Source organism: Nostoc sp. (genome assembly GCF_036917395.1).
In the GTDB taxonomy this organism is placed as follows: Bacteria; Cyanobacteriota; Cyanobacteriia; order Cyanobacteriales; family Nostocaceae; genus Nostoc.
In genome coordinates, this window is the sequence record NZ_JBALDI010000043.1 from 13,864 (window position 1) to 36,137 (window position 22,274).

Genomic DNA, 22,274 nt, shown 5'->3' on the forward strand with positions numbered 1-22,274 from the left:
AAAAACTTTTCTGAATCCCAAAAGTACTTCAAAGGTTAGTATGCCAGAATCTATAATGGCAAGAAGTTAATTTAAACTCGAAGTAGCAAGAGTCCACTTCTTAAAGCTTCATCCCACAGAGACAGTTTTTGAAGTTCTAGCAAAGAAAGAGGTGGATTTACAGGTAGCGGTTGCTCTTGTTGCAGAGATAGTTGCCACCACCCGACATCATGCCACTCACTAAATTTATACCCAACTCTGCAAAATACACCTACAGGTGAAAAACCGACAGCCTCATGCACAGCTACACTTGCTGGGTTAGGTAAAGCTATCGCGGCAAAAACGTTGTAAAATCCTTGGAGTTGAAGTAACTGAAAAAGGGAACTATACAAGGCTTTAGCAACTCCTTTTCTGCGATGCTCAACATTTACGTACACAGATGATTCCACAGACCATTGGTAAGCGGCACGAGTCCGGTAGGGAGTAGCATAGGCATAACCTAGAAGTTCACCGTTAATTTGACACACCAGCCAAGGCATTTGCTGTTGATAGTTCTTGATGCGCCCTTGAAATTCCGTTTCACTAGGAGGTTGTATCTCAAAGGAAATCGAAGTTTCTCGGACAACTGGCGCATAAATTGCCAGCATTTTTAAGGCATCACTTTCATTAGCTAGTCTAATTGTAGCCTTCATAGCAGATCCTTTTTGGGCTAAAAACTAATCAAGCGAACTCAACATACTCAATAATTGTTCCATCAGGATGCATCGCTCGCATATTGATTATAATGGGAACTTTATTCGGTTCCGCCAGAATCACTGCACGCTGCTGAATAAGTGTTCCTCTAAAATCATTGAGTGAGTCAATGAGAAATGTTGCTTGTGTACTTTTGAATAGAGAAAGGGCTTCATCTGCTACCAAGGATTTCAGGCAATGCATAATTAATTTCTGGAGATATCTAATCCGAACGTGATATTATCGACGCAGATTTATACCATGTGTTTTACCGCCTGAAGGCTTTGGCAAAGTATTCTATGTTAATCAAAAAATAACTAACTATTTTATGGCTGTAACGAGCAACTTCCAAGATTCCGAAGTCAGATTGTTAAAGATATATAAGTTTGCCCCAGCTTGGAAGAACGAACAAGTAGTCTTTGGTGCTGCACGACCTGGATACATTAACAATAAGGTTCAAGATTGGAGAAAATTCATTAAGTATCAGGATATCAAGCGAATTTGCTGCCTTCTTCCTGATCAACAGCTAGCTTATTACTCTGGACTTCTGGATACATACAAACAGGAATTTGGTAATCAGCTAGTTTGTTGGGCACCAATTGCAGATTTCCATCTATCTGATTTAGAAACCCTCACACAGAAAATACTTCCTTTCTTAAGCGAAGCAGATAAGCAAAACGAGAAAGTCGTTGTCCACTGCTCTGGTGGAATTGGACGTACTGGACATGTGTTAGCGGCATGGCTAGTTAGTGTCCGAGGATTATCAAATCAAGCTGCAATAGCTGCTGTCAAAAGAACAGGTAGAAATCCTTATGAGGCTGCGATCGCTGCTGTGTTAAAAGGCAGAAATCTTTGGAAAGTTGTAAAAGAACTTGACGTGCTTCTGAATGATTGCCGTCTAGCAGTGCATGAAGAATCTTGAGTCGGATATTTTGTGGAAGGTTTATAGATAAACCTCATCTATGTTGAGAACTGTAGTTTTTGCCCTCACCCTAAATTCACATAGAAAATACCTGTGCAAATTAAGTTTTATAGCGAAGGCGGCTATTTGCGCTTAAAATACACAGGCACTTAAATTTTATTTATTTGCTACATATTATACATTTAATTGATAGCAAGGGTATATTTATTAAATTTTATTCAACTTTTTCAACAGAGTTAATGCTATTCCTTACCGCCGCCGAAAAGTTTGTATATCCCGTATCCAATAGCTGCCGCAGCCGCAACAGGTGCAGCAGCAACTATGGCAGTACCAGCGATCGCACCTCCCCCAACAACACCACCGATACCTGCAAGAGTACTCATAATTGCAGCACCAGAAGCACCAGCAGCTACTGTTACAGCACCAGCACCAGCTACACCAGCAGCAGCCCCAATATTTGTAGCTGTTCTTGCAGCTGCACGAGCTTCACGTTCTTCCTCAGACAAATCCGGTTGGTCTTTGAAGAAAGTTTCATTCATTATTTTTGCTCCAGCATAAGCTGGGCCTGCTGCCAATACAGCAGGAGCAGCCGCCATGCCACTACCAACCACACCACCTGCCGCAGCTAGACCGGAAGTGATTCCTGCTCCTGAAGTTGCTGCAACAGATAACCCTGTAGCAGCACTGACAGCAGCCCCTGCGGCCGCACTGGTCTCTACAACGGCTTTTACCGTCTTTAGGTCTTTAACGCCTAAAGTTTTTTCTACAGCAGTTTCTACACCTTTTTCAACGGCTTTATTGGTAATATCTTCAAAATTCATAAATCAATTTCTTCTAATCTGGTACACAATACTCTACTATAGCATAATTATTACTATGCTTATGTCAGTATTAACACTGGTGGCATTTCGCTGTATACCAAATCAGCAACAAAGAGTTTGCAGCTGCTTAGAATAGTAGTGATAGAGAGGATTATAATTATGAGCGTCGTCATTCCTAATGAAATATTAACCGTAACTCGGATGACTGAAGGCGAAATGAAGCAAGAAATTGCAGTGATGCTCTTTCAAAAAGAAAAGTTAACCCTTGCTCAAGCCAGCCGATTTGCAGGCATGAATCGTATAGCATTTCAGCATCTACTCGCAAGTCGTCAAATTTCAGTTCATTATGGGGTCGAGGATTTTGAACAAGATATAAAGAACTTGCGGGCGATGGGTAGGCTGTGATCATTGTCAGTGATACTTCACCCATTAATAACCTCGCCGCCATTAACCATCTTCATTTACTACAACAGCTTTATGGAACAGTCCTAATTCCTGAAGCTGTCTACCGAGAACTGACTGATCCCAACTTTCCAGTTGCAGGTGCAATTGAAGTCCAAACTTTTATCTGGATTCAAACTCGTCCAGTTCAAGATCGTATACTGGTTGAAGCACTCAGCAATGAACTGGATATTGGTGAAGCTGAAGCGATCGCTCTAGCGCTGGAAATGAAAGCAGATCAAGTTTTGATTGATGAACGTCGTGGTCGCATGGTTGCAGCTAGGCTAAATCTTGGTTACACAGGGATTTTAGGAATCTTGGTTGAAGCTAAAAGTCAAAGGCTGATTTCTGCTGTGAAACCTTTATTAAATGCACTGATTAACCAGGCAGGATTTTGGGTGGCGGAACCTTTATACAAGACGGTTTTGCAGCTTGTTGATGAAAATTAAATGCGGCATAGACTTCTTAACTGAGCAGCAGTAGGCATTCTGAAAATTTTTCACCTATTAACCATCTTAGCAAGTGTTTGCGGTTAATTTGTCAGTGATACTTCGCCCATCAATAACCTCGCCACCATTCTACTGAGTTTTCTTTTACTCTGATTCAAATTTATGCCAGAAGTCTATTGACTTCAAACAAATATATTGAGAAGCTAATAGTTAGTTTTGCTAATTAATAGAAGTGCATCAAACTTGTGACAATACTGACGGGAAAAATAAATCGGTTAGAACCTCCTACCGAACCAAAACCTCTGATTTTGGAAACTCAGGGACTCACGCGCCGTTTTGGTAAGTTAACGGCTGTTAATAATCTGAGCATATCTGTGGAACAGGGCGAAGTATTTGGCCTACTTGGCCCCAATGGGGCAGGGAAAAGTACAGTTATTAAGATGTTGACAACTTTACTGCCTATCAGTGCAGGGAAAGCAACCTTAGCTGGCTATGATGTGACTCGTCAACCTAATCCTGTGAGACGGGCTATCGGCTATGTTCCCCAGGCCCTCTCTGCTGATGGTAGTCTCACGGGTTACGAAAATCTTTTAATCTTCGCCAAGCTGTATGGAATACCTGCCAAAGGACGCGATCGCCGCATTTATGAGATTTTAGAATACATGGGTTTGCAAGATGCGGCGCAGCGCTTGGTACGAAACTACTCTGGTGGGATGATCCGCAAGCTGGAAATCGGCGTATCAGTTCTGCATCAACCCAAAATTTTGTTTCTGGATGAGCCGACTGTTGGACTAGATCCGATCGCTCGAACTCAAGTATGGCAACTTGTGCTACAACTCTGTGCTGATTACGGCACAACTATATTTTTAACAACCCACTTTTTAGAAGAAGCGGACAGCTTATGTAACCGAGTGGCGATTATGCGACAAGGTGAAGTCGTAATTACAGGGACACCAAGCGACTTAAAAGCTTCTTTAGATAAACCAAACGCAACTTTGGATGATGTCTTTATTTACTATACAGGCGACCAGTTAACATCAGGAGTCAACTACCGTGACACAGCAAGAACCAGACGTACTGCTCAACGGTTGGGTTAAAGCACCACCCACTGTCCGAATAAATATCATCTCTGCAATTAAAGAGCTAGTTACGAAAACTCTAGCGATCGCTGAATTGGAAGTGCGTAAACTCCGCCACGATCCCACTGATTTAGTAGTCAGATCAGTGCAACCGTCATTATGGTTGCTGATTTTTGGGCAAGTATTCTCCAAACTTCGGGGAATTCCTACAGGGGACTTACCATATTTAGACTTCATGGCTGCTGGCATTCTCGCTCAAAGCGTGTTAAATGTAGCCATTTTCACCGGTGGAATGACACTAATCTGGGAGCGAGATTTAGGAATTGTCCATAAATTCCTTGCTAGTCCTACACCCCGTCTAGCAATGGTCTTGGGCAAAGCTCTAGCATGTGGGGTACGGTGCTTATCACAGGTAGCAGTAATTTATGTATTGTCTTTTGTCTTAGGTGTAAAATTAAATCTCCATCCTCTAGCTTTTGGGCAAGTGCTACTGATAGTGATGCTGGGGGGGGCTTGCTTTTGTCTTTTTTCATTAATTATTGGCTGTTTGGCAAAAACCAGAGAGCGGATGACCGGAATTGGACAAATGTTAACCATGCCGTTATTTTTTGCCAGCAATGCTATTTATCCGATCTCAATCATGCCCGACTGGTTAAAGTTTGTTTCCCACTTAAATCCCTTAACTTATGAGGTTGACGCCTTACGCAGCACAATGCTAGTGGATGGAATCAGCGTTTATGGCTTTGGTTGGGATTTGGCAATTCTCTTATTAACAGTAACAGTCTTGGCGATCATCAGTGGACGACTTTATCCACGGGTAGCAATGTAATCCGTAATCGAACTAGCATCTATGACTTTGGTCGGGATTGTACAATTCTCTTATTAGCATTAATAATTTTAGCCATCATTGGTGGAAAACTTAATCCACGGGTGGCGATGTAATCAGGAGAACAACAAGCCCATGACCTTGGATAAACCTACTCAAGGTGCAACTTCCGAAGAATGTGCCGCTAGGGTAATGGACACAGTTCCATTAATGATGCGGTTTATCCGAGCGGATATGCGTGCCCATAGTGCCGCTTTTTTATCTATACCTCAGTTGCGATCGCTGGCATTTATCAACCGCAATCCTGGTGCTTCATTATCTGACCTTGCAGAGCATTTAGGTGTCACCTCTGCCACCGCATCAGCAACCATAGAACGCTTGGTACAACGCGACTTTGTGCAACGCATCGCTCATCCTCAAGAGCGGCGGCGGGTGCTGCTCAATTTGACTGAAGATGGAAAACACCATCTGAAGCAATCCCAAGATCAAACTCGTGCTCATATTAGCGACCTGCTGAAAGGTCTTACACAAGAGCAAATTTCCAACATTGAAGAAGGCTTAACTCTACTAAAAAATGTCTTCGAGAAAACAGAACTCAAATCCCCATAACTCTGAGCTTGGACAGCACGATCCCTTTGCAGCCCTGAAGTTTCGAGACTATCGGCTATTTACCATTGGACGGCTGGTGCTGTCCGTAGGGTCGCAAATGCAAACTGTAGCTATCGGCTGGGAACTCTATGAGCGGACTAACTCACCTATCATTCTAGGTGGTGTGGGATTAGCGCAAGTCTTGCCGATGATTGCTCTCACCTTGATTACTGGACATGTGGCCGATCGCCGCGATCGCAAACTCATCATGTTACTGTCAGTGATGTTGCTAGCTCTCTGCTCCCTGGCTTTGGCAGTGCTTTCCTATACTCAAGGTGCAATTTTTATAATTTACGCCTGCTTGGTATTAACAGGTGTCGCTAGGGCGTTCTCTAGACCTGCCAGTGATGCTCTGATGTGGCAGTTGATACCTGTGAGTGCGTTTACGAATGCAGCTACTTGGAATAGTAGTAGCTTTCAGTTAGCCGCTGTAATTGGCCCTGCTTTGGGGGGATTCGGCATTGCTTTGCTAGGAAGTGCTACAGGAGTATATGCAGTAGCAGCGATCGCCGCGTTGCTGTGTTTTATTTTAACAGTACCGATTAAAGAGCAAAAAGGCATCCGCACAACTGAGCCAATCTCATTCAAAGCGTTGTCAGCTGGTGCTAAATTTGTTTGGCAGAATCAGTTGATTTTAGCAGCGATCACATTGGATATGTTTGCTGTATTGTTGGGTGGTGCGATCGCTTTGCTACCCATCTTTGCCAAAGATATCTTACATGTGGGGCCAGTGGAATTGGGATATTTACAGGCAGCTAACTCCATCGGTGCTTTGACTATGGCGATTACCCTAGCGTATTTACCACCATTACGCAAAGCAGGCCCAGCCTTATTATGGTCAGTGGTTGGTTTTGGCGTTGTAACAATTATCTTTGGGCTTTCTCGTTCCTTTTGGCTGTCCATGTTGATGCTGACCCTTGGTGGCGCACTGGATAGTATTAGCGTTGTGATTCGCCATACATTAGTTCAAATCAGAACTCCAGATCATTTGCGTGGTCGGGTTGCTGCTATTAATAGTGTGTTTATTAGTGCCTCGAATGAGTTGGGGGGCTTTGAATCAGGCTTGACTGCGGCTTTATTTGGCCCGGTGATTTCGGTTGTGGGTGGTGGAATTGGCACAATTGTAGTAGTGATTGCTATAGCTATGATTTGGCCGGGAATTCGGAAATTAGGGGCTTTGCAGGAGTATAAATAGAAGTACTTATCTATTTATATAAATTGCATTCTATAGCAATCCGATTTAATTTTTGAAAAAATCTAAGTATATTGATCAAGTTATAGCCATTATCAAATCTTACATAAATAACAAAAATTCCACCCCAGCAAGAGATAACAATCAGAATATCGTAGCTTTTGCATTGAGTGGAATTTTTGTTTAGCGAAAGTAGCACATCGCGTAATTAAAAGGTAGAAAAACCCAGAGTTTTGGGATAATATCTAACTTCAATTGCCTTGAAAGTTATGCAATTGGTACTAAGCAATCGGCAAACCACCGTTACTAGCATCAAAATTTGGCATACTGCTATTAGCTGAACTACCCAAATTTAAGCTGCCTTCATTTGGAATTCCGTACTTAGCAAAGTCGAAAGTGTTAGACGTTGGGATCACAGAGCTACCCAAATTAAAGCTGCCTTCTTTTGGAATACCATACTTAGAAGGGTCAAAGCTGCCTTCTTTTGGAATACCATACTTAGAAGGGTCAAAGCTGCCTTCTTTTGGAATACCATACTTATCAAAGTCGAAGCTGTCAGCCGTTGGGATGCCAAAAGCACCTCCAGGTGCAAACGGATCGCTGAGATTGCTAGGCTGACTACCACCAAGGGAGTTACCAAAAACAGAATTTGCATCAGATGCCATTAGATTTAATCCTCCTATTAGGATATAAATTTTGCTTCATTAATAAATTTCCAGAAAGCACAATTTAGCTTCCTTAGTAGCTTTTTCCTTGCTTTTTTAATTGCTAATCTTGAGCTTTTTAGACTTAATCACAGAGTGTTTTGATGAAATTTACTGACTAAAACAAACCTGTAATTAATAGTCGTCATGTCAATAAATATATAAAAGTTAACTTATTTTTACAATGAAAAATCTTTAGATGCTGGTGTCAAATCTTTAGATACTTTTACTACTGAAATTTGCCGAAAAAAATCATTTAAATTTGTATAAATCGGGCTTGACAAATGGACATAACAAATAATAATACAATCATGCTACTTTTAAAACTTCAAGAAGCAGATTGCTTGCATACCTCAAACAGTGTCTGGAGAAGGGGAGTGATAAACCTATTCCTTACCTCTTTCAGAATTGGCAACTTAAACTTGTTAAGTTTGCTTTCCACGACGGTGGTTAGCAGCTTGTAATAACAGAGATTTTGCAAATGCGATCGCATTTGCAGATTTCTCACCAGCTAACTGCGCTAGTTCTTCCCAGCGAGTGGTTAAATTATCCAAGGTAGTAACTCTTACAACGATACGCTGCTCACCCGGCGTTGCCATTGTTGGCTTTTTTACCTTTGCCTTGATTATACAGTTTGCTTATCCACACGGAAATGACGGTCAGCCATTGCAGCAACTAAAAGCTGGTGGGTACACAAGATGTATGACACAATCCCAATTGCTAGCTGATATAGGTTAGCTAATGCAAGAAACACAGGTGTTCAACTAACCCTTTACTATCCAACTCCCAAAAGTGAAAGCACTGGAAACGACTCTTAGAGAGCCAGTCCACTAATACGTATTGACAAAATAAAAGTATGTGTATAAAGAAACGCCTATTCTGGGCTAAATATTTAAGCCTTATTTTTAGCGATGTCTACGACGGGCTATTCGGCGTCGCATCAAAACGGAGAGCCTAAATGTTTAATTTAAACAACACCCATATTCTATATTTTACATCAACTCCTTCTACTGGACTGGCGCTCTTGCAATGCGTTGCATGAGTTGTTTAATTAATTTACGTAGTTCAATTGAGTAATAATTTATAGTCAGCAATATTTTTTTGACAGACTGTCATTTAAATGAAAATTTTTCCTTCCAGAATTTTAGAGATTTTTAACTCACACTTATATACAAATGTTCTCAAGTAAGTTATTATTCTCATGATGATTTGATAGTAATTATAACTAATAAGGTTATCCATGCTTTTTCCCTTCTTGATCATGTTCCGAGAGGGCGTTGAAGCTGCACTTGTCGTAGGGATCATTGCCAGTTATCTCAAGCAAACTGGACGTACCCATCTGATGAAGTCAGTCTGGATTGGCATCGCACTAGCAACTTTTCTTTGTCTAGGTGCTGGAATTATTTTGCAAATAACCAGTCAGGAGTTTCCGCAAAAAGAACAGGAACTATTTGAAGCGGTAATTTCCATCGTCGCAGTTGGGGTTCTCACCTGGATGGTTTTCTGGATGCGCCGTGCTGCTCGTTCGATTAAAGGCGAGTTACAGTCTCAAATTGAAACTGCCATTCAGTCGGGGGATAAATGGGGTACTGCACTAGTGTGGATGGCATTCTTTGCAGTACTACGGGAAGGTCTGGAAACAGTAGTGTTTTTGCTGGCCACGTTTCAGCAAAATTTGGGAATTCAAGCTCCCGTGGGGGCATTGTTTGGATATGCAGCCGCCCTAGCCGTCGGTGTAGGCATCTATCAAGGTGGTATCCGCATCAACTTGAAGCGATTTTTTAAATGGACAGGAGTCTTCATTATTGTGGTTGCTGCTGGACTCTTAGCAAGTGGGGTGAGAGCTTTCCATGAAGCCGGAGTCTGGAATTCACTACAATCAGTAATATTTGATGCTAGCGGGGTACTTCCCAAGAACGGATTTCTCGGTTCACTTTTGACAGGATTTTTTGGATATAACGATACCCCGACTGTCAGCGAGGCGATCGCCTATTTTGGCTATCTAATTCCTACTATGTCGCTGTTCTTCTTAGGGGATAACGCTGGACAGAAGACTACAGCAAGGCATTCTTAGCTACTTAAATAATTTTTAGGAAAATACAAGAATGAAAAATGTTTTAAAGTACTCAACAATTATCTGTCTAATTGCCTTGATAGCTGCCTGTGATTCCAACAAATCAGGCGATACTTCCACGAATAATTCTCCAGAAGCTAAGGTAGCCAGCGATACCTCTACTAAAAATTCTCCAGAAACTGCTTTGACTGTGACAGATAAAGGTTGCGAACCAAATCAGCTGACACTAGCATCTGGGGAAAACAACTTTGTGCTTACAAACAAAAGCAGCCAACCTTTGGAGTGGGAGATTTTGTCTGGAGTGAAAGTCGTTGAGGAAAAGGAAAATATTGCTCCTGGCTTTGTTCAAAAACTCAAAACCAATCTACAACCGGGTGAATATGACATGGCTTGCGGTTTACGCAGCAATCCCAAAGGGAAAATCACTGTCAAAGCAGGAGGTGGAAATTCTCAAGCCAAAGGGACTGTAGATCAAGGTCAATTAGTCGGTGCGATCGCGGAATACAAAGTCTACGTCACTAAAGAAACTGACCAACTAGTGGCAGACACCAAGACTTTCACAGATGCCGTGATTGCTGGAGACGTTGCTAAAGCTCAGAAACTTTATCCCTCTACCCATGTCCACTGGGAACGTGCAGAACCGATAGCGGAACTTTTCTCCGATCTCGATAAAACTATGGATTCCCGTGCTGATGACTTTGCTAAAAAAGAGGCTGACCCAGCATTCACTGGATACCATCGTATAGAGAAAGCTTTATTTCAGGACAAAACTACAAAAGGCATGAAACCTTTTGCCGAAAAGCTACAGAAAGATGGACTAGACTTACAAAAGCGCATTGCCACCTTGACCATTGAACCAAAAAATATGGTTGGTGGTGCTGCTGACTTGATTGAAGAAGTGGCTGCTACCAAAATTTCTGGGGAAGAAGACCGTTACAGCCATACTGACCTCTGGGACTTCAGCGCTAATGTAGAGGGTTCCCAAAAGATTGTGGAGTTATTGCACCCCGTCATCCAAAAAGCCAACCCAGATTTGCTGACGCGTGTGGATAGCAATTTCACCAAAGTTAACCAAAAACTTGCTAAATACAAAACCCCTGATGGTGGTTTTGCTACCTACGATAAGGTGAGTGAAGCAGACAAGAAAGACATGAAAACAGCGATCGCTGCTCTTTCTGAAGATTTGTCTCAGTTGCGCGGCACTCTGGGCGTTAACTAATTGATTAAGAATTCCTAGAAGAGTAAATTATGTCTATTACAAAGCAACCAAGTTTACGCATTACTCCTAAGTTAGGCCGTCGTGACTTGTTAATTGGCATGGCAGCAGCAGGTGGAATAGCAGCTTTGACGACTTTGGGTTATCGGACTCTTCTGGGAACACCTCTTGACCCATCTGAAGAGGTCGTGCCCTTCTTTGGGTTTCACCAAGCAGGTATTCTTACTCCTACTCCTGCTTCCGGATTATTTGTATCATTTGATACAACCGCTACAAATAAAGCTGATTTAGTGCGGTTGTTCAAAACTTTAACTGAGCGCATCCAGTTTCTCATGGCAGGGGGAACACCCAAGCCGCGCGACCCCAAATTTCCACCCAGTGATTCCGGGATTATGGGCCCGGAGATTGCTCCTAATAACCTGACAATCACCCTAGCTGTGGGTAACTCACTGTTCGATAACCGCTTTGGACTCGGCAACTTTAAACCCAAGCGGTTAGATACTATGGCCAATTTTCATAATGACCAGCTTGACCCAGATTTATGTCATGGGGATATACTGTTACAATTCTGTGCCAATACTGAGGAATCGAATCTCCACGCTTTACGTGACATCGTTAAGAACTTACCTGACTTGCTCACTTTACGTTGGCAAATAGCGGGGTTTCTGCCGCCGAATACCCACAAAAAACAAGGCAAATCTACGGTGCGTAACCTGCTTGGTTTTAAAGATGGGACGGCAAATCTAAATGCTAGTGACGACAAATTGATGAACCGGATTGTCTGGGTACAGCCAAACAGTGGTGAACCAGCTTGGACAGTAGGGGGAAGTTATCAAGTGGTGCGGGTGATCCGCAACTTAGTCGAACGCTGGGATCGTACACCACTACAGGAGCAAGAGACAATTATTGGGCGAAACAAGGAAATTGGCGCACCCTTGGGGATGAAGCACGAGAAAGATACTCCCAATTATGATCAAGACCCTAAAGGTAAACAAATTCCTCTCAATGCTCATATCCGCCTTGCTAATCCTCGCAAATCAGAGTCGAGTTTGATTCTGCGGCGTGGTTTCAATTATTCACGCGGGTTTGACAAATCTGGACATTTAGATATGGGTTTGTTGTTTGTTTGTTTTCAAGCTGATTTAGAGAAGGGGTTTGTGACAGTGCAAAATCGCCTGATTGGGGAACCTTTGGAGGAGTACATTCGCCCTATTGGTGGTGGATATTTCTTCGCTTTACCTGGTGTCAAAGCTGAAGGAGGTTATCTCGGTCAGTCATTACTAGAAACATCAGCGGTGTAGATTTATCTTTAATTTTTTGCCGATGATTAGTCACTGTAAATAGTAGCGATCGCCTTTGTTGTAGCTTAATAAGAGTTTTCAATTAGTGAAGTCCACGACATTGTAGGGGCAATCCATGAATTGCCTCTACCACAGATATCTGCTTTCACCCTTTGTAGCTAGAACGAGTTTAGTAGGAAGAATTAATCGTGTCTTCTATCACTGAAAAGGTTTTGGAAAAAAACATGGTTTAGTAACTTGGAATCAAATAAGTAAGTAGGCAAGAATAAATCAAACTAAGTTACGCAATGTAAAATTAATTGAATTGGCTCGTATTAAGCGGCTCTATCCCTATTTTCAAGGCTAGAGCCGCTTACTACAAACCTTTAATTATTCGTAAAATTATTTAGGTAACTACTTATACCAATTTTATGTGAAGTTGACTTTATTCGCGTACTCCTGGTTTATCCCGTAGGTATAAGAGATGAGATAATATTTATGAAATTTTCAACAACATACTACATATGAAACCACGAATTCTAATTTCAATGATTACAGTCGTTTCTTTGTGCAGTGTATTTTTTTCACCAACAGCTTACGCGACCTCGGTCTACAACTACAAACCAGGTGAATACGTCGTTATTGTTCACGGTCGCTCTCCAAATGGACGTTACTCAATCGCCTCGCATGGTGAGGGCGATCTTGGCGTAGACAATTTTCACCTTTATTTGATGGATGCTCAAACAGGGAAAAAAATTGGTCCTCTCGAAGAAGTCAACGAAATACTTGATACAGGTGCCAACGCCTATTATGCAAAATGGTCAGCCGACTCTAGTCAAGTCTCCATTACTTATCGAGTTGATAGACATGTCGGTGTAATGATTCGCTATTCTATTAAAGGCAGGCGTGCCTACATCATTAGTGGACCAACACCAGTAGACAAGCTACAGCAATGATCTGTCTGAATATTGGGACTACGACGAGAGATCTATGGCAGTGCGAGTCTGTTTTAATTGTTTGTCTAAAAATTCTACACTCTCTTCAATCACGATCTTCAAACTACGCGCCATAATATCCACCACCCGAGTGTCCTTCTATTCTATGCAACTTCACATAAAATTGGTATTACTTGAAAAAATAGTTTTCGGAAAATCTGTGGTTAAGTATTTAAACCTCATCTATGTTGAGAACCGTAGTTTTATGCCCTCACCCTAAATCCCTCTCCCAAGTAGGCTAGGGTGTACACACAAGTATGACCAGCATAGGTTTCAATTCTAGTAGTTTCGTAGGGTGCGTTATGGACACGCCGAAATAACAAATGCGAACGCCAAATCAACAAATGCGTACGCCAAATCAACAAATGCGAACGCCAAATCAACAAATGCGTACGCCAAATCAACAAATGCGTATGCCGAATCAACAAATGCGAACGCCGAATCAACAAATGCGAACGCCGAAATAACAAATGCGTACGCCAAATCAACAAATGCGAACGCCGAATCAACAAATGCGAACGCCAAATCAACAAATGCGAACGCCGAAATAACGAATGCGTTGGCTAGCAAGAACCGCAGGCATCGCCATGATTGCAACAATTTAGCTTTGTCACGCCAGCGTAACGCACCCTTCTCCTATGGTCGACGCTACGCGAACGGGTTCAGCAGTCGCTTACGGAGGGAAACCCTCCTTCAGCGCTAGCTTCACTGCAAATCTTTGGTAGATGAAGTTTTTCCAACTTGTGTGTACACCGTAGCCCAAGTAGGGGAAGAGGGACTTCTTTCCGGCTCCGCTTCTGGCAATATTGGGAGAAGGGGCTGGGGGATGAGGGTTTTTTCTTTTCATACGGAAAGAACTACAGTTTTCAAGGTGGATGTAGTTTAATAATGCTACCGATCTAACTTTGGTTCCCACGGCGGTGGTTAGCAGCTTGTGATAACAGAGATTCGGCAAAAGCGATCGCATCACTTGCAGATTTACCACCAGCTAACTGTGCTAGTTCTTCCCGGCGAGTAGTTAAATTATCTAAGGTAGTAACTCGCACAACGGTACGCTGTTCGGCGTTATCATTGTTAGTTTTTTTACCTTTGCCTTGATTGATAGTTAACTTATCTACGCGGAAATGGCGATCGGCCATTGCTGCAACTAAAGGCTGGTGGGTAACACATAATACTTGATTACGTTGACTTAGCTGGTGTAATTTTTCCGCGATCGCTTGGGCTACCCTTCCCGAAACCCCGACATCAATTTCATCAAATACCATTGTCCCAGCCACATCAACCTGAGAAAAACAAGCTTTCAGCGCCAGTAAAAAGCGGCTCATTTCCCCACCAGAGGCAATTTCTGTTAAAGGTTGTAGTGGTTCTCCAGGGTTGGGACTAAACATAAAGGTAATTTTATCTGCTCCGGTGGCAGTTGGAGAAGCAGGCACTATCTCAACCTGAAACTTTACCTTTTCCATCGCTAGGGGCTTGAGTTCAGCTATCAAACGTGATTCTAAATTAGCAGCCGCCTTACTCCGCAGTTGAGTTAACTGATTACTTGCTTGGGTGAGTTTCTCAAAACACGCCTTTTCTTGCTGTTCTAGGTTTTCAATAGATTGTTCGCTGTCGTTAAGTACCGCTAATTCCCCTTGAATACGTTGGTAATAGGCGATCGCTTCTTTTAGTGTCGGCCCATACTTGCGGCAAATTTGCTTTAATTCCCGAACGCGTTCTTCCACCTCTTCCAACCTGTGGGGATCGGCTTCCAAACCATCCCCATAGGCATTAATCTGCCTTCCCACTTCCATTACCGCAGCTTGCGCGTCTCTCACCAATTCCAATAGGGGTTGCAGTTGGGTATCATATTCTACCATATGATTTAATGTCGCCTCACTGTCTCCCAATAAATCGGCGGCGGCTGGGGTTTCATTATCATTTTGATACAAAGCCTGATAAACTTTGTAACTCATCTGTTGCAAATCGACGACGTGATTTAGGCGTTCCCGTTCTTGTCCTAACTGTTCCAATTCATCAGGTTCAGTGAGATTGGCTGCTCCCAATTCCTGCACTTGATAGGTGAGCAAGTCGAATTGTTGCAACCGTTCCCGTTCTGATGTCCGGCGTTTTTCTAGTGCTAAATGCGCCTGTTGGTAAGTACTGAAGCTGGTGGCAACTTTATGACGTTGCTGCATCAAGGAGTCGCCGCCATATAAATCTAGCCAGTCGCGGACTTGGGCAGATTGTCCCACTTGTACCGTTTGACCTTGGGCTGTGATTTCCACCAAGCGATCGCGCATTCCTCCCATGATCTGCCGATTTACCAACACGCCATTCACCCGCGATCGACTGCGGACATTACTAGCAGTGGCTGTGATTTCTCGGCTAATGACTACGGAATTTTCATCAAGCAAATCTATTTCCTGTTCACTCAACCAAGCTGCTAGGGGGGCGTTTGAGGTGAAAGTAGCTTCTACCATTGCCCGACTTGTCCCCGTGCGAATCACTCGACTAGAGACTTTGCCACCCAAAGCGGCATCAATGGCATCCAAAATAATCGATTTTCCAGCGCCGGTTTCACCTGTCAACACATTTAGTCCCGCGTCAAATTCCAATTCCAGTTGGTCAATTAGGGCAAAGTTTTCAATTCGCAGGCAAAGCAACATCAAACCAAATTCTCCGTTAGGACAGATGCCGGATACTTCTAACTTACAGGACAATAAGTATGATATTTCAGCAACTAGCAATACCTACTACTATTGAACTAGTATGCCCATTTAAGTGTAGCAAACGACTGGGAACTGGAAAAAAATTATTTTAATTCCAATGCCCTGTTTGACTTATACCTAATGCTCAATCTCTGAACATATTGTTACAATACTTAATGTGATCGTTCTGACTGGTGGCCTTCTTCATGATTGTTAAGACACTTCCCCCTAGTTCCCGACCGATTCAGGAGGACAGTCGCAACGGCACAAATGGCCGAGGCGAACTGGACGTTATTGATGTAGTGCCAGAAGAAAATGGTACACAAGGCTTGGTTGTGCAATCGCCAGAACTTTCAGTTGCCCAACAGTTAAGGATAATAGCCCAACCTCAGACGCTTTACGATCCTCTGGGCATAGCGGCGCATTATCAAAACAGAAAAGTGCAAGTTATCCGACGGATTTTCGCCGTGTTGGGGCCGACTCTATCCTTTGCTTTTGGGTTGTGGTCGGATAGCAAACGGGGAATTGTCGTCAAAAATAACCGCCGCCGAGCCACTCAGCTACGAGTCTTGCTGACCCAACTGGGGCCTGCTTACATCAAAATTGGACAAGCTTTGTCCACCAGACCGGATCTGGTTCCTCCCGTATACTTAGAAGAATTAACTAAGCTACAAGACCAATTACCGCCTTTTGCCAACGAAATTGCTTACCAGTTTATCAAAGAAGAACTTGGTGCCCCTCCAGAAGAGGTTTACGCCGAACTCTCGCCCCAGCCAATTGCTGCGGCTTCATTGGGACAAGTTTATAAAGGTAAGCTAAAAACTGGTGAAGAAGTAGCTGTTAAAGTCCAACGCCCCGATTTAAGAGAGGGGATCACAATTGACTTGTATATTTTGCGTAACCTCGCCGCCTGGGCGCAGAAAAAGATCAAGCGGGTAAGAAGTGACTTAGTTGGTATTCTCGATGAATTAGGTGATCGCATTTTTGAAGAGATGGACTACATCCATGAGGGTGAAAATGCCGAAAGATTTTTCGAGTTATACGGTCATATAAAAGACGTATACGTACCGCAAATTTACTGGGAATACACCAATCGTCGTGTGTTGACGATGGAATGGATTAACGGCACGAAATTAACCCAGACAGAAGAAATTAGCGCCCAAGGGATAGATGCTCGTTATCTAATTGAAGTGGGTGTCCAGTGTTCCCTACGCCAACTGCTAGAACATGGATTTTTCCACGCCGATCCCCACCCTGGTAATTTGTTAGCAACAACCGATGGCAAATTGGCTTATCTCGACTTTGGGATGATGAGCGAGATTAAGCCACCACAGCGTTATGGTTTAATTGAAGCGATCGTCCACGTCGTCAACCGCGACTTTGAAGGATTAGCAAAAGACTACGTTAAGTTAGATTTCTTATCACCAGAAACTGATTTAACACCAATTATCCCAGCTTTTGCCAGAGTCTTTGCTGATGCCCAAGGAGCCAGCGTAGCCGAACTTAACATTAAAAGCATTACCGATGAACTATCGGCTTTGATGTATGAGTATCCTTTCCGCGTACCGCCCTACTACGCTTTAATTATTCGCTCTCTGGTGACGCTTGAAGGGATTGCAATATTTATAGATCCCAACTTTAAAGTCCTCAGCGAAGCTTATCCCTACGTTTCTAAACGCCTGTTAACAGACCCAGCACCGCAATTAAGAACATCATTGCAAGATTTGCTATTTAAAGATGGCAGATTTCGCTGGAATCGCTTAGAAAACTTGTTACTTAATGCGCGTAAGAGTCAAGACTACGACTTTGACTTAGTGCTGAATCAGGGGATAGAATTTCTGTCATCTGAACGCGGTGCTTTCATTCGTGACAAGCTGGTAGATGAATCTGTTAACGGACTTGATGCTTTAGGTAAAAATGTTTTGCATAACTTCACCTATCTGCTGCGAGAACGCGTTGGGTTAACAGCAGTTAATAAAACTCCGGCGGCGACAGTTGAGCAACAACAAACCTTAGAGCATATTAAACGTATATTGGGTATTCTTCGAGAAACACGAGGCTTTGATCCAGTGCAACTTGCGCCCCAAATTGCCCAGTTATTGGTAAATTCTGATGTCCAACGTTTGGGTCAACAAATTGCCAGCCGCTTCACGCAAAAGGCTGTAGCCAGGTTAATTCGGCAATTATTGGCATCTTAGTAAAAATTATGAGTTAAAAACTTTTTTTAACTCATAAATCATTCACTCTAGCAACTATAGCGGTTCCCATTCAGATGCGGTACAAAATTATATCGCCAAGTGTAAGGGCACGGCAGTGCCGTGCCTCTACGGGTATACCTCATGAAAACGAGAACCGCTATATATAGCAACGGACAGGAAGCTTAGGACGACGATAAATTCACAATGTATCCTGTTGAAGGTGTCTATCGCCAACTTGTCCTAACGGCTTTGGCGACTGCTATAATTGCAAACTTTTAACTTTCCTCTTGGAGATAGCCATTTTTATCGCGTTTGAGGCTTTCTTCTAAGGCTTGAATTTGTTCACGACGAGCTTCCAATTCCAAGGAACGCCGCGCTAAGTCTTGGTTTTGCAACGTCAGGGATTGTCGCCAATGTTCTGCTCGTTCAGCTTCCTGCTGCAAAAATTCTGGGGTAATGCCGCTGGTGAGGTAGTTTTGTACGAGATGGAGTACCCAGTTGGTAGCATCTTCTAGTTTTTGAATGTCGCCTGTAGAGGAAAGTTCTACTAAAACAAGCAAGTTCTCACTCATTAGCTTTCCCTTTCCCAGCAGAATAAAAGCCTCTTCTGGAATTATCGCCCACAAGTTATCAGCTTCTTGACGCGCCAACAAGCGTAACTGGTGCTGGTCTAAAAAATCGTTTTTACGCACCTGGGCTAGATATAGCATGAGAGTCGCTTCGCTCCAATTCAAAATTCAAAATCACCGTTGGCGCAGCGTTTGCGATCGGAGAAGTTCTGATCTAAGGAAGCCTTAGCTTCGACTTCTCTGGAGTAACGGAAACGTCCCCGGCTCCACTCAAAATTCAAAAAATGATTTTTAATAAAAAACAAGGACAAAAGTGATATTTGGAATAAATTTAATTGGTAATGGGTGATCGGGAATTAATAACTTTCCCATTACCCATTACAGTTATCCTAAGCCATGTAGGTGACGCCTACAGCAATCCCTTCAAACGATGCCTACGGCAACGCCTTAAGGCGTACGCGCAAAATTTCAGCTTGCTTCTGTGCTTCTGCTAAGGCATCCCGCGCTCCTTGTACTACGTCGGCTCTAGCTCTATCCACAAAACTAGGATTGTTTAATCTTGTACTCAGGGATTGAACTTCGGCTTCAGCTTTACTCAGGCTTTTCTCTAGTTTGGCACGCACAGCTTCAATATCTACTACACCGCTAAGAGGAATTAGCACTTGTATTGTACCAATCACACCAGCGATTGCATTTTCTGGTTCTTGTGATTGTTCTAATTCTCTCTGCAAGAAAAAGCGTCTCCATAACTTAAGTCTCGCTTGAGCAGTTAGTAAATTTTGGCTAACAAACCAAGCTGTGTAACTAAAACCAACTATTTCAAAGAAAGTTCCGACGATGGGAGTATCATCAATGGCATTCCCTACAGCTAAACCCAATCTACCTAAGAAAATCGCCAAAATAACTAAGCCAATTGTCTTCAAACCACTCTGAGGTTTTTTAGCAGCAATTTGGTTTTCTTGCTTGTCAGTTATGCTTAAAGTCTCAACCTTAGCCAAATCTTTAATGTAAGACTGTCCAGCAGTGAGAATTTCCCGCTCCTTCTCGCTTTCAGTTTGCAAATTCGCTGTCACTTTTACCCCTGGCTTAATATCCGCTTCAGCACGCAAATTCCGAATTGTGCGGATAGTACCAATCAGCAATTCAAACTGTTCTTCTAAAGCTATACCAATCAAGTTTGCATCTACCTGGGGATAGATTTGTAACGGTAAAGTTTGCGGGGAATCTGCTGATTGTTGCGTGAGAGTCTGCCAAATTTCTTCGGTAATATGAGGCATGAAGGGATGAAGCAGTTTCATAATCCCTTCCAATATGTAGCCGAGGGTTTGCTGTGCTACTCGCCGCGATACTGGATCAGCGTCTGCTTGCAATCTGGATTTCACTAGTTCAATATACTGATCGCAGAAATCACCCCAGATGAATTCGTAGAGTCCTTTTGCTGCTTCCCCTAAACCGTAATTATCGATGTAATTAGTGGTTTGTTTGATAACTTGATGATACCGCGAGATAATCCAGCGATCGCTCAGTTCTGTGGCGACTGGATTCCCTAATTGTTGCGGCGTTTGTCCATCCAAATTCATGATCACAAACCGGGCAGCATTCCACAACTTGTTAGCAAAGTTGCGGGCTGTTTCTACCGATGCTGATTCATCCTTTTTGCGATCGTATTCCAATCTGATATCTTGTCCAGCGCCAGCCACTTCCCTAATTAGGGTATACCGCAAAGCATCAGTACCATATTTGTCAATTAATAACAACGGGTCAATACCATTACCTTTGGTCTTTGACATCTTCTGGCCTTTTTCATCCAGCACCAAGCCGTGGATATAAACTGTTTGGAAAGGCATTTGACCAGTAAAATGCCCAGCCATCATGGTCATTCTGGCTACCCAGAAAAAGATGATATCAAAGCCTGTCACCAAGGTAGTAGTTGGGTAGTAAGTTGCTAAATCCTGAGTTTGTTCCGGCCAGCCCAAAGTCGAAAACGGCCAGAGTCCAGAAGAAAACCAAGTATCTAGCACATCTGGGTCTTGTTCTAACTTGACATTTTCACCAAATTGTGATTTAGCTTTATCCCAAGCTTCGGTTTCCGATTTCGCCACCACAAACGGCGTGTTATCGGTAATTTGTCCATCCGTTTCACTAACAGCGTACCAAGCAGGAATTTGGTGTCCCCACCATAATTGGCGAGAGATACACCAATCAGTGAGTTTTACTAGCCAATCACGATAGACCTTAGTCCAGCGTTGGGGGACAAACTCTGGAGAAGTTTGCTGGTCGAGGAATTCTAAGGTTTTGTCAGCTAGGGGGCGAATTTTGACAAACCACTGAGTCGAGAGGAGAGGTTCAATAGGTACTTTACCGCGATCGCTGTAGGGAACGGTATGTTTATAATCTTCTATCTTCACCAAAAAGCCATCTGCTTCTAGGCGAGAAACCACATTTTTTCTAGCAACAAAGCGGTCTTGTCCTTGAAACTCCCCAGCATTGGCGTTGAGAGTGCCGTCTTTATTCATAATGTTGATTAACGGCAGATTGTGACGCTTACCCATGTCAAAATCATTCGGGTCATGGGCGGGAGTTATCTTTACGCAACCTGTGCCGAAAGTGGGATCAACATATTCATCGCCAATGATCGGAATTTCTCGGTGTAGAATTGGCAGAGTTAAAGTTTTGCCGATGAGATGTTTGTAGCGATCGTCATTGGGATTAACTGCTACAGCTGTATCACCCAGCATCGTTTCTGGTCGAGTTGTCGCCACCTCTACAAAACCGGAACCATCGGTGAGGGGATAGCGGAAGTACCAGAGATTTCCATTCACCTCTTGATTTTCTACTTCCACGTCAGACACAGCCGACCCAGAAGCGGGACACCAGTTAACTAAATATTCACCACGATAAATTAAGCCTTCCTCGTAAAGACGAGTAAACGCCTCGACAACAGCTTTAGATAAACCCTCATCCAGGGTAAACCTTTCCCGTGACCAGTCCACCGAGACACCCAAGCGTCGTAGCTGATTCAGAATCGTTCCCTCTGACTCCGCCTTCCATTCCCAAGCGCGTTCTAAGAATTTCTCGCGCCCCAATTCGTAGCGAGTCTTACCCTCTGTCTTGAGTTGCTTTTCCAGCATACTATGCACAGCAATGCTGGCGTGGTCAGTTCCGGGTAGCCACAGGGTATTGCGTCCCTGCATCCGGTGGTAGCGCACGAGGGTATCAATTAAGGCACTTTCAAAGGCGTGACCCATGTGTAAGCTGCCGGTGACGTTAGGCGGGGGGATGACGATGCAGTAGGGTTCGCCGCTTTTGTTGGGGTCAGCTTTGTAAACTTGGTTGTCTTCCCAGAATTTTTGCCACTTGGCTTCAGTGGAAAAGGGGTCGTAGAGACTGGGGAGATTGGGGATGGTTGCGGTCATGCGGGGAAAACTAGGTATGGAAGGACTTTAATAAATTTTGCCA

19 protein-coding genes and 1 pseudogene are annotated in these 22,274 nt (G+C 43.3%); 12 read left to right on the forward strand and 8 right to left on the reverse strand.

The genetic code is table 11. The features are described from left to right. Positions 1–71: 71 nt before the first annotated feature. Positions 72–671, reverse strand: a complete 600-nt coding sequence (locus tag V7K46_RS15445) for an arsinothricin resistance N-acetyltransferase ArsN1 family B (protein ID WP_335114534.1) — start codon at positions 669–671, stop codon at positions 72–74. 28 nt (positions 672–699) lie between these two features. Continuing rightward, positions 700–915: a hypothetical protein gene (locus V7K46_RS15450; RefSeq protein ID WP_335114536.1), complete on the reverse strand. Its 216-nt coding sequence runs from the start codon at positions 913–915 to the stop codon at positions 700–702. Positions 916–1,087: 172 nt separating this feature from the next. On the opposite strand from V7K46_RS15450, the gene V7K46_RS15455 reads away from it, so the two are divergent. Beyond that, positions 1,088–1,633: a protein-tyrosine phosphatase family protein gene (locus tag V7K46_RS15455; protein ID WP_335114750.1), complete on the forward strand. Its 546-nt coding sequence runs from the start codon at positions 1,088–1,090 to the stop codon at positions 1,631–1,633. A 242-nt stretch (positions 1,634–1,875) separates the two neighbouring features. Here V7K46_RS15455 and V7K46_RS15460 read toward each other — a convergent pair whose 3' ends face one another. Continuing rightward, on the reverse strand, positions 1,876–2,454 hold the full coding sequence (locus tag V7K46_RS15460) for a hypothetical protein (protein WP_335114538.1): 579 nt from the start codon (positions 2,452–2,454) through the stop codon (positions 1,876–1,878). A gap of 159 nt (positions 2,455–2,613) precedes the next feature. On the opposite strand from V7K46_RS15460, the gene V7K46_RS15465 reads away from it, so the two are divergent. The 6 genes from V7K46_RS15465 to V7K46_RS15490 all read left to right on the forward strand — a co-directional run bounded on the left by V7K46_RS15465 (position 2,614) and on the right by V7K46_RS15490 (position 7,092). After that, positions 2,614–2,859 carry a UPF0175 family protein gene (locus V7K46_RS15465; protein ID WP_334829096.1) on the forward strand — a complete coding sequence of 82 codons (246 nt, stop codon included), beginning with the start codon at positions 2,614–2,616 and terminating at the stop codon, positions 2,857–2,859. Further along, positions 2,856–3,344 carry a DUF3368 domain-containing protein gene (locus V7K46_RS15470; RefSeq protein ID WP_335114540.1) on the forward strand — a complete coding sequence of 163 codons (489 nt, stop codon included), beginning with the start codon at positions 2,856–2,858 and terminating at the stop codon, positions 3,342–3,344. The genes V7K46_RS15465 and V7K46_RS15470 overlap by 4 nt, the downstream gene beginning before the upstream one ends. 245 nt (positions 3,345–3,589) lie before the next feature. Continuing rightward, complete coding sequence (locus tag V7K46_RS15475) at positions 3,590–4,441, forward strand: ABC transporter ATP-binding protein (protein ID WP_335114542.1); 852 nt, start codon at positions 3,590–3,592, stop codon at positions 4,439–4,441. After that, positions 4,398–5,252 carry an ABC transporter permease gene (locus V7K46_RS15480; RefSeq protein WP_335114544.1) on the forward strand — a complete coding sequence of 285 codons (855 nt, stop codon included), beginning with the start codon at positions 4,398–4,400 and terminating at the stop codon, positions 5,250–5,252. Before V7K46_RS15475 ends, V7K46_RS15480 begins: the two co-directional genes overlap by 44 nt. Positions 5,253–5,384: 132 nt before the next feature. Then, positions 5,385–5,858 carry a MarR family winged helix-turn-helix transcriptional regulator gene (locus tag V7K46_RS15485; RefSeq protein ID WP_335114546.1) on the forward strand — a complete coding sequence of 158 codons (474 nt, stop codon included), beginning with the start codon at positions 5,385–5,387 and terminating at the stop codon, positions 5,856–5,858. Beyond that, complete coding sequence (locus V7K46_RS15490) at positions 5,824–7,092, forward strand: MFS transporter (RefSeq protein ID WP_335114548.1); 1,269 nt, start codon at positions 5,824–5,826, stop codon at positions 7,090–7,092. The genes V7K46_RS15485 and V7K46_RS15490 overlap by 35 nt, the downstream gene beginning before the upstream one ends. A gap of 278 nt (positions 7,093–7,370) precedes the next feature. On the opposite strand, the gene V7K46_RS15495 is transcribed toward V7K46_RS15490, so the two are convergent. Both V7K46_RS15495 and V7K46_RS15500 read right to left on the reverse strand, forming a co-directional pair. After that, entirely contained in the window at positions 7,371–7,754 is a 384-nt protein-coding gene (locus V7K46_RS15495) for a hypothetical protein (RefSeq protein WP_335114550.1), read from the reverse strand. Positions 7,755–8,218: 464 nt separating this feature from the next. Continuing rightward, positions 8,219–8,493: pseudogene (locus V7K46_RS15500) on the reverse strand (DNA repair protein RecN); the annotation flags it as partial. Positions 8,494–9,033: 540 nt separating this feature from the next. Between V7K46_RS15500 and efeU the strand changes: the two are divergent. From efeU to V7K46_RS15520, 4 genes are all read left to right on the forward strand, one after another. Then, positions 9,034–9,867 carry an iron uptake transporter permease EfeU gene (gene efeU / locus V7K46_RS15505; protein WP_335114552.1) on the forward strand — a complete coding sequence of 278 codons (834 nt, stop codon included), beginning with the start codon at positions 9,034–9,036 and terminating at the stop codon, positions 9,865–9,867. A gap of 31 nt (positions 9,868–9,898) precedes the next feature. Next, a complete protein-coding gene (gene efeO, locus V7K46_RS15510; RefSeq protein WP_335114554.1) occupies positions 9,899–11,086 on the forward strand; it encodes an iron uptake system protein EfeO in 1,188 nt (395 codons plus the stop codon). 29 nt (positions 11,087–11,115) lie between these two features. Continuing rightward, complete coding sequence (gene efeB, locus V7K46_RS15515) at positions 11,116–12,384, forward strand: iron uptake transporter deferrochelatase/peroxidase subunit (RefSeq protein ID WP_335114556.1); 1,269 nt, start codon at positions 11,116–11,118, stop codon at positions 12,382–12,384. A 527-nt stretch (positions 12,385–12,911) separates the two neighbouring features. Beyond that, a complete protein-coding gene (locus tag V7K46_RS15520) occupies positions 12,912–13,319 on the forward strand; it encodes a hypothetical protein (protein ID WP_335114558.1) in 408 nt (135 codons plus the stop codon). A 938-nt stretch (positions 13,320–14,257) separates the two neighbouring features. On the opposite strand, the gene recN is transcribed toward V7K46_RS15520, so the two are convergent. Continuing rightward, complete coding sequence (recN, locus tag V7K46_RS15525) at positions 14,258–16,006, reverse strand: DNA repair protein RecN (protein WP_335114752.1); 1,749 nt, start codon at positions 16,004–16,006, stop codon at positions 14,258–14,260. A gap of 248 nt (positions 16,007–16,254) precedes the next feature. On the opposite strand from recN, the gene V7K46_RS15530 reads away from it, so the two are divergent. Beyond that, on the forward strand, positions 16,255–18,246 hold the full coding sequence (locus V7K46_RS15530; protein WP_335114560.1) for an ABC1 kinase family protein: 1,992 nt from the start codon (positions 16,255–16,257) through the stop codon (positions 18,244–18,246). 275 nt (positions 18,247–18,521) lie between these two features. On the opposite strand, the gene V7K46_RS15535 is transcribed toward V7K46_RS15530, so the two are convergent. Then, positions 18,522–18,956, reverse strand: a complete 435-nt coding sequence (locus tag V7K46_RS15535) for a hypothetical protein (protein WP_335114562.1) — start codon at positions 18,954–18,956, stop codon at positions 18,522–18,524. A 293-nt stretch (positions 18,957–19,249) separates the two neighbouring features. Next, entirely contained in the window at positions 19,250–22,231 is a 2,982-nt protein-coding gene (locus V7K46_RS15540; protein WP_335114564.1) for a valine--tRNA ligase, read from the reverse strand. Between the last annotated feature and the right edge of the window lie 43 nt (positions 22,232–22,274).